The sequence below is a fragment of the Lutimaribacter saemankumensis genome (genome assembly GCF_900100005.1).
Lineage (GTDB): Bacteria > Pseudomonadota > Alphaproteobacteria > Rhodobacterales > Rhodobacteraceae > Lutimaribacter > Lutimaribacter saemankumensis.
Map to the genome: position 1 here is coordinate 14,713 of NZ_FNEB01000005.1, position 12,569 is coordinate 27,281.

Consider the following 12,569-nt stretch of genomic DNA (forward strand, 5'->3'; position numbering starts at 1 on the left):
AACCGCGCGACCACTCAACCGTAGTCGCGCGTGTCCTCGATGACTTTGCCGTCATTGGGCAGGCTGCCGGGCGCCACGATTTCGACCTTGCCCTTTAGTTTCAGCACTTCGGCCACGGTCCGGCCGAACGCCTCTTCCGACCCGCCCGACGCCTCGATCTGAACGGTCATGACATCCATTTCGCCATCGCGGCCGGCGATCACGCGGGCACGCGAAATTTCGTTGTGCTTCGCGACCAGTTGGGCCACCTGTTCGGGGCGGACGAACATGCCCTTGATCTTGGTGGTCTGGTCCGCGCGGCCCATCCATCCCTTGATCCGCATATTCGTGCGCCCGCAAGGTGAGGTGCCTTCCATCACGGCCGACAGGTCACCGGTGGCGAACCGGATCAGCGGGTAATCGGGGTTCAGCGTCGTCACTACGACCTCACCGACCTGACCGGGGGCAACGGGATCGCCTGTACCGGGTGTAACGATTTCGACGATCACACCCTCGTCCACGATCATGCCTTCCATCGCGTCGGATTCGTAGGCGATGTTTCCAAGGTCCGCGGTCGCATAGGATTGCAGGCATGTGATCCCGCGATCCGCGTATTCCTGCCGCAGGCTGGGGAACAGGGCGCCGCCACCCACAGCCGCCTTGGTGATCGCCAGTTTGACGCCCATCTCGTCGGCTTTGTCCAGGATCACCTTCAGATAGTCTGGCGTGCCTGCATAGGCGGTGGTGCCGATGTCGCGTGCGGCCGTCACCTGCAATTCGGTCTGGCCGGTCCCGGCGGGCAGAACTGCCGCCCCCACCGCCCTTGCACCCGACTCAAAGATCATGCCCGCAGGCGTCAGGTGATAGCCGAAACAGTTCTGAACGATGTCGCCGCGTCCGATGCCACAGGCGTTCAGGAAACGGCCCATGCGCCACCAGTCATGCTCGATTCCACCCGGTTCATAAATCGGGCCGGGCGACTGAAAGATATGCGCAAAGCCGCTGGCCGGACGCGTGGTCAAACCGCCGAAGGGGTTTCCAGCATCCTGAACCGCGCCAAGATCGGATTTACGAATGACAGGCAGCCGCGACAGGGTGGCCGCATCGACAACCTGCGCGGGGTCGAAATCATCCAGTCGTCCGTCGTAGCCGGGCAGCCCCTTGGCCCGAGCGACCTGTTCCGGCAGCGCCTTTGCCAGCGCGGCCGAGCGTTCATCCGCGCTGCGGGTTTCCAACTCGTCAAAATATCCGCTCATCTGCATATCCTCTCAGCACCCAGGCGCATCCGGGCCTGCGGGCGGTCAGTTCTGGTCTCGAAAGGTCGGTGCGTCGTCCGGCTCAGCTCAGCCAACGCTTACGGCGGCGATAGGATCGCACGTCACGAAAGCTCTTGCGGCCTTCGTCCGACATACCGAGGTAGAATTCCTTCACGTCCGGGTTCTCGCGCAGTTCCTTGGCGGGCCCGTCCATCACGACACGGCCGTTTTCCAGGATGTATCCGTAATGCGCGAACCGCAGGGCGACGTTCGTGTTCTGCTCGGCCAGAAGGAAGGTGTAGCCTTCGCTTTCATTCAACGACTTCACGATATCGAAGATCTGTTCGACCAACTGCGGCGCAAGGCCCATGCTGGGTTCGTCCAGAAGGATCGTTTCCGGCCGGCTCATCAGGGCGCGGCCGATGGCGACCATCTGCTGTTCACCGCCCGAGGTATAGCCAGCCTGACTGCGGCGCCGCTCTTTCAGGCGCGGGAAATAGTTGTAGACCATTTCAAGATCGGCATCGATCTCGGACTTGCTCGACCCGCGGGTATAAGCCCCGGTCAGCAGGTTTTCCTCGACCGTGAGGTGCTCGAAGCAGTGACGCCCCTCCATCACCTGGATCACGCCTTTCTTCACCAGGTCCGAAGGGTTCAGATCCTGCACGCGTTCGCCGCGATACTGGATGTTGCCCTTGGTCACCTCGCCCCGCTCCGAGGCCAGAAGGTTCGAAATGGCTTTCAGTGTCGTGGTCTTGCCCGCACCATTGCCTCCAAGAAGCGCGGTAATCCCGCCCTTGGGCACTTTCAGGCTGACACCCTTCAGCACGAGGATCACGTGATTGTAGATCACCTCGATGTTGTTGACCTCCAACAGGGTCTCTGTCTGCGTTTCAGCGGCGTCCAGCATGTCCACGCTCCGTAAATCGGTTGATGCGGGCCGCCGCACGATACGGCGGCCCGTCTGTCCTGGCTTAGTTGCAGCCCGCGGTGATGCCGTTTTCGGACGCATATGCGGCCGAGTCGGCTTCGATCAGCGGCTGCAGCACGTCCTGGTCGGACTGCATGTAGTCGGTGATCATCTTCCACTCGCCGGCGGCCGCGTCCCACTGGCCCACGGCACCAAAGCCGTTACCGCCGTGGTTCTGGCAGCTGACGCTGAACTCGGGGCCGAAGTTCGGCAGGCCCAGTTCAGCCATTTTCGCCTCGGTCATTTCCAGTGCTTCCATACCGTCACGCATCTGCGCGGGGGTGATTGCGGTCACACCGTGGATGCCTTGCGCGGTCTTGGCCGCTTCGGCTGCCAGCATCGCGGCATAGAGGCCGCGGTTGTAGAGCACGGTGCCCACCTGGTCACCCGCACCGGCGGCCAGACCCTTGTCGATCACATGGGTCTTGAGGTCGTCGAACAGCGGATAGTTGGTGCCGAAGTTGTGGAAGGTCAGCGCCTTGTAGCCGTTGGCGCCATCGCCTGCCGGCTTCACGTCGTTTTCAGAACCCGACCACCAGATGCCGATGAAGTTTTCCATCGGGAAACGGATGTTCACGGCTTCCTGGATGGCGACCTGGTTCATCACGCCCCAGCCCCACATCAGCACGTAATCCGGGCGGTCACGGCGGATCTGCAGCCACTGCGACTTCTGTTCCTGACCGGGGTGATCCACCGGCAGCAGGCTCAGCTCGTAGCCATGCTTTTTCGCCAGCTCTTCGAGCGTGCGGATCGGTTCCTTGCCGTAGGCCGAGTTGTGATAGACCAGCGCGACCTTCTTGCCGCTCAGGTCGCCGCCGTTGATGTCCAGCAGGTGCTTGATGGCGATCGACGCGCCATCCCAGTAGTTGGCCGGGTAGTTGAAGACCCAGCGGAACACTTCACCGTTCTTGGCCGAGGTGCGGCCATAGCCCATCGAGTGGATCGGAATGCTGTCAGCGGTCGCCTTGGGGATCAGCTGATAGGTGATCCCGGTCGACAGCGGCTGGTACACCAGCGCGCCGGTACCTTTGGTCGACTCGTAGCATTCAACGCCTTTTTCGGTGTTGTAGCCGGTTTCGCACTCGACCAGGTTGATCTTTTCGCCGCCGATGCCGCCGTCGCGCTCGTTCAGCAGGGTGAAATAGTCCTGGTAGCCATCAGCAAACGGAATGCCGTTCGCCGCATAAGGGCCGGTACGATAGCTGAGCGCCGAGAAGGTTACTTCAGCCATCGCCGGCGCAGCGGCCACGACGGCTGCCAGCGCAGTTGCGATCAGTTTCATTTTCATCGGGTTTTCCTCCCTTGGTTATTCCGATGTCTCAATTCCGGGATATCCCCGAAACCTGTGCCCTGCCCCGCATGCATTGCGGGAAAGGGATGTTCCCAAAGCGCCCCCGCGTCAGTGCGGGAAGGGCCAGAGTCGCAGTTTCTCTTTCGCCACGCGCCAGAGCTGCGCCAGCCCATGCGGTTCGGCGATCAGGAAGACGATGATCAGCGCGCCGACGATCATGAACTCCAGATGCGCAGCCAGATCGGTCGGCCAGCCCAGCGCGCCTACAAGCGTGTTCTTCAGAAGAACCGGCAGCAGGACAAGGAACGCAGCCCCCGCGAACGAACCGAAGATCGACCCGAGGCCGCCGATGATGACCATGAACAGCACCAGGAACGATTTCTGGATTCCGAACGCCTCGCCCACTTCGACCGCGCCCAGGTAGACCGCAAAGAACAGCGCACCGGCGATGCCCACGAAGAACGAGCTGACGGCAAACGCCGAAAGTTTGGCCTTCAGAGGGTCCACACCAATGATCTCGGCCGCGATGTCCATGTCGCGGATCGCCATCCATTTGCGCCCCTGCGCACCACGGGTCAGGTTCCGCGCGATGATCGCGCAGGCCACCGTGAACACGAGGCAGAACAGATAGGTCGCCCAGGCTTCGGTGTTCGCGCCCGTCACTTCGACGCCGAATACCGACCGCTCGGGCGCGTTGATCTGCCCCGAGGCCGAGTAGTTGTAGAACCACGACACACGGTTGAAGAGCCAGACAAGGAAGAACTGCGCCGCAAGCGTCGCAACCGCCAGGTAGAACCCTTTGATCCGCAGCGAAGGCAGGCCGAACAGAACCCCCACAAGCGCGGTGATCCCACCCGCCGCGATGATGTGAAAGAAGATGTTCACATCCGGGAAGGCCGTCATTAGCTTGTAGGATGCATAGGCCCCCACCGCCATGAAGCCGCCGGTGCCCAGGCTGACCTGCCCGCAATAGCCCACCAGGATGTTCAGGCCGATTGCCGCGATCGAATAGATCAGGAACGGCATGAAGATCGCGTTCACCCAGTAATCGTTGATGACGAACGGCACGATCGCAAAGGCGAATACCAGAACGAAGTAGTAACGATACCGGTCGAACTTGATCGGGAAGGTCTGGCTGTCTTCCACGTAGGACGTTTTGAAATCGCCCGCTTCACGATAAAGCATCAGGCATTCTCCCCGTTTTCTTCGATTTCCAGATGCGACCGGTCCGCCCGGTTCGGGCGTTTGGCGTATCCGGTGTGTTCATTGATACGGATCAGGCGGAAATAGGCCCACAGGCCCAGCGCACCGCCCAATGCCGCAAGGATCGCCGCCGTAATCATCTGGCCTGTCTCGGTGACATTCGAGGACAAGGCCAGGTAGCCGAAGGCCCAAAAGCCCGACCATGCGATCACGTTGATGATGGCGATCAGCTTGTTCATGGGTCTACACCCTTTCGATGATCTTCTCGCCGAACAGGCCTTGCGGCCGGAACACGAGGAAGATCAGCGCCAGAACATAGGCAAACCAGTTCTCGGTCGCACCACCGATCAGCGGACCAACCGAGAATTCGAACAGTTTCTCGCCCACTCCGATGATCAGGCCACCGACGATGGCGCCCGGGATCGAGGTGAAACCGCCCAACATCAGTACAGGCAGCGCCTTCAGCGCGATCAGCGACAGGCTGAACTGTACACCGGATTTCGTGCCCCACATGATGCCCGCCACCAGCGCGACGAACCCGGCCAGCGACCAGACCATCACCCAGATGAAGTTCAGGCTGATGCCCACGGACAACGCGGCCTGGTGATCGTCGGCCACGGCGCGCATCGCGCGGCCCTGCTTGGTGTATTGGCTGAAGATGACCAGCGCGACCACAAGGATGGCTGCGATCACTGTGGCGACGATATCGAGATTGTCGATGAAGAAGCCGTAGCCGAACCAGCCATAGGTCGTTTCGTCGATCGGAATGTTGATGCCCTGCGGCAGACCCACATCCAGTTTCTTGATGTCGGCGCCCCACATGATGTCGCCGAAACCTTCCATGAAATAGGCAAGGCCGATCGTCGCCATGAACAGGATGATGGGTTCCTGGTTGACCAGGTGGTTAAAGATCAGCTTGTTCACCGCCCAGGCAAGGAAAACCATCACGGCCATGGTCAGCAGGATCGACACCAAGGCGGGCATATGCCAACCGAAATGGTGCACATCCGTGCCGAAGACGGCGTTGATCAGGTGCGAGAACGGCACCTGTCCTTCCATGATGCCCACCAGCGTCAGCGCGGCGAACAACGCCATGACGCCCTGCGCATAGTTGAAAATGCCGCTGGCCTTGTAGATCAGGACAAAGCCAAGGGCGACAAGCGCATAGAGAACCCCGGCCATAAGGCCATTGAGGAACACCTCCATCGCGAAAACCAGTTGATCGGGCATGGCTCAGGCTCCTCCCTGCGAAAGCATTGTTTGCAGCTCAGTCATGGGCGACCCCCAGATAGGCGTCGATCACGGCCTGGTTGCTGCGGATCTCGGACGGTGTGCCGTCACCGATCTTTTTGCCGTAATCCATCACGACAACCCTGTCGGACAGGTCCATGACCACGCCCATGTCATGTTCGATCAGGGCGATGGTGGTGCCGAATTCGTCGTTCACATCCAGGATAAAGCGGCTCATGTCCTCTTTTTCCTCGACGTTCATGCCGGCCATGGGTTCGTCCAGCAACAGCAGGCTGGGTTCAGCCGCAAGCGCACGGGCCAGTTCCACCCGCTTCTTGAGTCCGTAGGGCAGGCGCGCGACCGGTGTCTTGCGGATCGACTGGATTTCCAGGAAGTCGATGACCTTTTCCACCACTTCGCGGTTTGCCGTTTCTTCCTTTTCAGCGCTTCCCTTCCAGAAAGCCTGCTGAAGAAGATTCGTCTTCATATAGTTCAGCCGCCCTGTCATCACGTTGTCGAGCACGGTCATGCCTTCGAACAGCGCAATGTTCTGGAACGTGCGGGCAATGCCAAGCTGCGCCACCTGGTAAGGCTTCATCGGAGGGCGTTTCTTGCCCTTGTACCAGACCTCGCCTTCCTGAGGGACGTAGAACCCCGAAATCACGTTCAGCATTGACGATTTGCCGGCGCCGTTCGGGCCGATGATCGCGCGGATCTCACCCTCGCGGATGTCGAACGAGATATCCGTGATCGCCTTCACACCACCAAATCGCAGGGTGATGTTCTTCATCTCCATCAGAACGCCGCCGATCTTGCGGCCATCCTCGGTGACGTAGCCTTCTTCGCTTGCATCAAGCATGGCGCAGTCCCTTCATCGTCAGATATCCCCCCTCGGCGCGGATACGCGGCGTCATTCCGCCGCCACCTTTTGCGTCGTGACCGGAACCGTCTTGGCGTCGCGGATTTCCAGCGTTGCCTTGATCGATCCCTTGCGCCCGTCTTCGTAGGTTACTTCGGTTTCGGTGTATTGCTCGGTCTTGCCGGAATAGAGCGCGTCGATCAGGTCGGCGAACTTCTCTTCCACGATCCGGCGGCGCACCTTCCGTGTGCGGGTCATTTCGCCGTCATCGGCATCCAGTTCCTTGTGCAGGATCAGGAAGCGGTGCACCTGGCACCCCGACAGCATCTCGTCATCCGCGATCGACCGGTTCACCTCTTCCACATGGTTCTGGATCATGTCGTAGACCTTGGGATGACCGGCCAGTTCCTGGTAGCTGGAATAGGCGATGTTGTTGCGCTCGGCCCAGTTGCCCACCGCGCTCAGGTCGATGTTGATGAACGCCATGCAGCGGTCGCGGTTGTTTCCAAAGACCACCGCCTCAAGGATGTTCGGATAGAACTTCAGCTTGTTTTCCACGTATTTGGGCGCAAACAGGCTGCCATCGGCCATCTTGCCCACGTCCTTGGCGCGGTCGATGATCCGCAGGTGGCCCGTGTCCGGCTCGATGAAACCGGCATCCCCGGTTGCAACCCAGCCTTCGGCATCCTTTGTCGATGCTGTGGATTCGGGGTTCTTGTAATACTCTTCGAAAACGCCGGGGCTGCGATAGAACACCTCGCCGGTGTCGTCGATCTTCAACTCGACACCCGGGGCCGGAACGCCAACGGTATCGGCCCGCACTTCGCCGTCCGGCTGCACGGTGATGAACACCGACGCTTCGGTCTGGCCGTAAAGCTGTTTCAGGTTGATCCCGAGCGACCGGTAGAACTGGAAAATCTCGGGGCCGATGGCTTCGCCGGCGGTGTAGCCGACGCGCACGTTGGAAAAGCCCAGCGTGTTCTTCAGCGGCCCATAGATGAACAGATCGCCAAGCCAGTACTTGAAGCGGTCCCAGCCACCGACCGGCTTGCCGTCCAGAATCCGGGGGCCAACTTCGCGGGCATGGGCCATGAAATAATCGAACAGCCGCTTTTTCAGCTTACCGGCGTCTTCCATGCGGATCATCACGCTGGTCAGCTGCGTTTCGAACACGCGCGGCGGCGCGAAGTAATAGGTCGGCCCGATTTCCCGCAGGTCGGCGGAAACCGTTTCGGGGCTTTCCGGGCAGTTCACGCAGAAACCCGTCCAGAACGCCTGACCGATCGAAAAGATGAAGTCGCCGACCCAGGCCATGGGAAGGTAAGCTAGGATTTCCTCGCCCGGGCCCAGATGGTCGAACTCGGCCGAGCTCTTGGCCGACTCGATGATGTTTCGGTTGGAAAGAACCACACCCTTGGGCTTGCCCGTTGTCCCCGACGTGTAAAGCATCACGCAGGTGGAATCGTAGTCCAGCTTTTCCCGGCGCTTGTCCAGTTCGGTCGCGAACTCGTCGCGCGCGGCGTGGCCCTGATCCTGCACGTGGCTGTATTCATGCAAATGCGCGTGGTCGTATTTCCGCATCCCGCGCGGATCGAGATAGATCAGATGCTCGAACTGATGCAGCCGGTCCTGAACTTCGATCACCTTGTCGACCTGTTCCTGGTCTTCGACGATCACGAAGCGCGCACCGCAGTGATCCAGAACATAGGCCATCTCTTCGGCGGCTGAATCCTGATACAGCGGCACGGGGATCGCGCCTGCCCACTGCGCGGCCACCATCGACCAATACAGATGCGGGCGGTTATTGCCGATGATCGCGACAAAGTCGCCTTCGTTCACACCGAGATTTATCAGGCCAAGAGCGAGATTGCGGATCTCCTGCTCGGTCTCTTTCCAGGTCCAGCATTGCCAGATCCCGAATTCCTTTTCCCGATAAGCCGGCTTGTCACCGAATTCCGCAGCGTTACGAAGCAGCAGCGCCGGAATGGACGCAAGCCCTCCGGTCGCCTGAGACGACTGTGCCAAATCTGTTCCTCCCTATGCCCGAAAAATCAGGCAGATGACCGCCTGTCCCGGCGATTCCTCCGGCACAGATGGTGCAGACCGCACGCTCGTCGTCAACTTTTTCCTGATCATTTCCCAATCCTTACGAATTGTTACAGGCGCGCAGCAGCCTTTGACAGCGGGCAAAGCGGTGCTATCGCGGATCAGCAAAAGGGACATCATGCCACAGGATACCCCCCATAGCGCCGCCATGATGATGGCCGGCCTGAACCTGATCCAGCAGGCGCTGTCTATCTATGACAGCGGCCTGCGCCTGGTGGTGTGCAACCGCATGTTCCGCGAAATGTTCGATCTGCCCGTGCACCTGACGGAACCCGGCGCGCGGTTCGAGGATACGATCCGCCACCTTGTCGAGCGGGGCGAATACGGCGCGATCGACAACATCGAAGACGCCGTGAAAATTCGCGTCGAACAGGCCCGCGCGTTCGAACCGCATTACATGGAGCGCACACGCGCCAACGGCCGTGTGATCAGCGTGGAAGGTGCCCCCCTGCCCGAAGGCGGCTGGATCACCGTCTACACGGACATCACGCAAACCAAGAACCAGGAGGCGCTCCTGCGCGCGCGCTCGGAAGAGCTCAGCGACAAGGTTCTGGCCTATGCCGAAGAGCTTTCCGCGACGAACCGGCAGCTTGCCAGCACCATCGCCGCACTCGAAGAGGCCAAGCGCCAACTGATGGAAACCGAGGCGCGCACCCGCCTGACGACCGAAATGATGCCGGCCCATATTGCGCATGTGGGCCGCGACATGACCTATACGTTTTCGAACCGGCGGCTGAATTCGATCATTCCAGGACGCCCTTCCATGATCGTCGGCCTGAACATCCGCGAGGCGCTTGGCGAAGAGGCGTATGGCCATATCCGCCCGCAACTCGAAGCAGCGTTCCAGGGCCAGCCATCGACATTCGAGTTCACCCATGAAGGATCGTCCCGGCGTATCAGAACGGCTTTCACCCCCGACCTGAACACCGATGGCGAAATCGTCGGCGTGTATATCCTGTCCACCGACATCACCGAGGAAACACAGGCGCGATCGGCCCTGCAGCAGACCCGCCGCCGCGAGATGGCCGCCCAGCTTATCAGCGGCATGGCGCATGATTTTTCCAACCTTCTGACGATCATCCTTGGCAGCCAGTCGCGCCTCCAGCGCCTCGACCTGCCGCCCGGCGCCCCCGAGCTGGTCAGCGCCACGCTCAGTGCGGCGCATCGCGGCGGTACGTTGCTGACCCGGATCGGCGACATCACCGGGGCACGCGAATGGCTGCCGCAGCCGACCGACCTGGGCGCCCTTCTCCGCGATCTCGAAACGCTGGCGGCACCCGCTTTGCCGCAAGACATGCGGCTCGAGATTTTCAACACGCTGGACGCAAATCGCCTGATGCTCGATCCGGGCATGCTGCAGGATGCGCTGCTGAACCTGTTCCTGAACGCCCGCGACGCCATGATCGGCAGCGGGCGCATCACGTTGACGGTCACGACGGTGCAGGGCACATGGGCCGATTTCACGGTTACCGACACCGGGCCGGGGTTTTCGGAAATGGCGCTCGAACACGCGCTCGAACCATTCTTTTCCACCAAGGGTGGCGAAGGATCGGGGCTTGGTCTGGCGATGGTCTACGACACGGCAAAACTCGCCGGCGGCCGCGTCCGCCTGACCAACACCGAACCCGGCGGCGCACAGGTCACCTTGCGCCTGCCACTGCGCCCGGCGCCCGCGCCCGTGGCCCCCGGCCTTGTCCTGCTGGTCGAGGACAGCGCCGATTTGCGGGCAGGAATCCGCGCGATGCTGACAGATCTTGGCCAGACAGTGATCGAGGCGACGACCGTCGAAGAAGCCCTGAGCCTGCTGGGCGAACTGCCCGATATCGCGCTGATCCTGTCCGACATATCGCTGGAAGGCGACGCAACGGGCATCGACCTTGTCAGCGCCTTGGACAAGGACGCACCGCCCTGCATCCTTATGACCTCGATGCCGCCCGACCACCCGCTGCACGTCCAGGCGTTGACGCTGGCGCCGGTTCTGCGCAAACCGTTCTCGGCGCGCGATCTGGGCGCGTTCCTGTCCACACAGGGGACCACGGCATGACGCAAGCACTTGTATCCATACTGGACGACGAACCCGCGATCCGCACGATGCTGGCCGATGCGCTGGAAGAGGCCGGTTTCCGCACCATGAGTTTCGGCCGCGCCACCGAATTCGAAGCCGCGCTGAAAACCCACACGCCCGATGTCTGCCTTGTCGATCTCAGCCTGCCCGACAAGGACGGGCTGACGTTGGTGCACCGGCTGGCACTGGAACAGGGTGCGACCGTCATCATCATCTCGGGCCGCGCGCAGGTTCAGGACAGGGTGACCGGTCTCGAACTGGGGGCCGACGACTATGTCACCAAACCCTTTGACCCGGCCGAGGTCGTGGCCCGTATCCGCGCCCGCCTGCGGCGCGACCGGCCCGTGGCCCAGACAGGAAACTGCGCGCGCTTCAACGGCTGGACCGCGTGTTTCGACAGCTACACATTGATGGACGAGACCGGCGAACAGACACCGTTTTCCCACGCCGAGGGCGAGGTACTGCGCCTTTTCCTGGAGCGCCCGAAACGGCTGGTATCTCGCGCCGTGATGCAGGAAACGCTGGGTGGTGCCGCCGGGGAAAGCTTTGATCGGGCGATGGATGTGCGCATCTCGCGCCTGCGCACGAAGCTGCGCGAAGACCCGAAAAACCCACGCCTGATCAAGACGGTCTATGGCGCGGGCTACATCTTTCTGGGCGATGTCGACTGGTCGTGAAAACGCCCGCCCGGTGTCACACCCACTTTGCCAGGGGTGGCAGGCTCATCAGCACCGCGTTTGCGTCGTGGCCCGTGGCAAGGCCGAATTTCGTGCCCCGGTCATAGACCAGGTTGTATTCGGCATATAGCCCCCGATGGATCAGCTGCGTGTCCTTGTCGGCATCGGTAAAGGGCTGAACCCGCCGCTTTTCGATCAGCGGCACAAAGGCCGGCAGGAACGCCCGCCCGATATCCTGCGTCAGGGCGAAATCCGCCGCCCAGTCGCCGGAATTCTGATCGTCCATGAAGATACCGCCGACCCCGCGCGCCCGCTTGCGGTGCGGCACGAAAAAGTACTCGTCGGCCCATGCCTTGAGCTTGGGATACCAATCCGCGCCATGCGGATCGAGATGCGCCTTTTGCGTATCGTGGAAATGCGCCGTGTCCTCGGCGTATTCGATACAGGGGTTCAGGTCGGACCCGCCGCCGAACCACCATGCATTCGGGGTCCAGAACATGCGCGTATTCATGTGAACCGCCGGGCAATGCGGGTTCTGCATATGCGCGACCAGGGATATGCCGCTGGCCCAGAAACGGGGATCACTATCCATTCCGGGCACACCGCGCGCCGCCATCGCCTTTTGCGCAGCCTCGCCCAGCGTGCCGTAGACGGTCGATACGTTCACGCCCACTTTTTCGAACACCCGGCCACCGCGCATCACGCTCATCAGGCCACCGCCCGCGTCGGACCCATCATCGGAATGGCGCTTTGTTTCGGTCACTTCGAACCGGCCCGGCGCCATCTCGGAAAACGGACCCTCGGCATGGCTGTCTTCCAAACCTTCGAAGGCGGCGACGATTTCATCGCGCAACTGGCGGAACCAGGCGCTGGCTTTTTCTTTCTCGGCGACGAAATCGGTCATGGCATCTCTCCCTTTGCGGTCAAGACTTA

11 protein-coding genes are annotated in these 12,569 nt (G+C 61.2%); 2 read left to right on the forward strand and 9 right to left on the reverse strand.

Annotation, left to right across the window (positions count from 1 at the left end; genetic code table 11):
* Positions 1-14: 14 nt before the first annotated feature.
* From BLT50_RS10515 to BLT50_RS10550, 8 genes are all read right to left on the reverse strand, one after another.
* Positions 15-1,235, reverse strand: a complete 1,221-nt coding sequence (locus tag BLT50_RS10515) for a phenylacetate--CoA ligase family protein (RefSeq protein WP_090028653.1) — start codon at positions 1,233-1,235, stop codon at positions 15-17.
* An 82-nt stretch (positions 1,236-1,317) separates the two neighbouring features.
* Positions 1,318-2,145: an ABC transporter ATP-binding protein gene (locus tag BLT50_RS10520; RefSeq protein WP_090028863.1), complete on the reverse strand. Its 828-nt coding sequence runs from the start codon at positions 2,143-2,145 to the stop codon at positions 1,318-1,320.
* Between the two features lie 64 nt (positions 2,146-2,209).
* Positions 2,210-3,493 carry an ABC transporter substrate-binding protein gene (locus BLT50_RS10525; RefSeq protein ID WP_090028654.1) on the reverse strand — a complete coding sequence of 428 codons (1,284 nt, stop codon included), beginning with the start codon at positions 3,491-3,493 and terminating at the stop codon, positions 2,210-2,212.
* Positions 3,494-3,604: 111 nt separating this feature from the next.
* Positions 3,605-4,681, reverse strand: a complete 1,077-nt coding sequence (locus BLT50_RS10530) for a branched-chain amino acid ABC transporter permease (RefSeq protein ID WP_090028655.1) — start codon at positions 4,679-4,681, stop codon at positions 3,605-3,607.
* A complete protein-coding gene (locus tag BLT50_RS10535) occupies positions 4,681-4,938 on the reverse strand; it encodes a hypothetical protein (RefSeq protein ID WP_090028656.1) in 258 nt (85 codons plus the stop codon). The genes BLT50_RS10530 and BLT50_RS10535 overlap by 1 nt, the downstream gene beginning before the upstream one ends.
* Before the next feature lie 4 nt (positions 4,939-4,942).
* Complete coding sequence (locus BLT50_RS10540; protein WP_090028657.1) at positions 4,943-5,929, reverse strand: branched-chain amino acid ABC transporter permease; 987 nt, start codon at positions 5,927-5,929, stop codon at positions 4,943-4,945.
* A gap of 37 nt (positions 5,930-5,966) precedes the next feature.
* Positions 5,967-6,788, reverse strand: coding sequence for an ABC transporter ATP-binding protein (locus BLT50_RS10545; protein WP_090028658.1), 822 nt, complete (start codon positions 6,786-6,788; stop codon positions 5,967-5,969).
* A gap of 51 nt (positions 6,789-6,839) precedes the next feature.
* Entirely contained in the window at positions 6,840-8,813 is a 1,974-nt protein-coding gene (locus BLT50_RS10550; RefSeq protein WP_090028659.1) for an AMP-binding protein, read from the reverse strand.
* Positions 8,814-9,012: 199 nt separating this feature from the next.
* On the opposite strand from BLT50_RS10550, the gene BLT50_RS10555 reads away from it, so the two are divergent.
* Positions 9,013-10,938 (forward strand): PAS-domain containing protein, encoded by a 1,926-nt coding sequence (locus BLT50_RS10555; protein WP_245723357.1) that lies wholly within the window; start codon positions 9,013-9,015, stop codon positions 10,936-10,938.
* A complete protein-coding gene (locus tag BLT50_RS10560) occupies positions 10,935-11,636 on the forward strand; it encodes a response regulator transcription factor (RefSeq protein WP_090028661.1) in 702 nt (233 codons plus the stop codon). Before BLT50_RS10555 ends, BLT50_RS10560 begins: the two co-directional genes overlap by 4 nt.
* Before the next feature lie 16 nt (positions 11,637-11,652).
* On the opposite strand, the gene hemF is transcribed toward BLT50_RS10560, so the two are convergent.
* Positions 11,653-12,540, reverse strand: a complete 888-nt coding sequence (hemF, locus tag BLT50_RS10565; RefSeq protein WP_090028662.1) for an oxygen-dependent coproporphyrinogen oxidase — start codon at positions 12,538-12,540, stop codon at positions 11,653-11,655.
* Positions 12,541-12,569 lie beyond the last annotated feature (29 nt).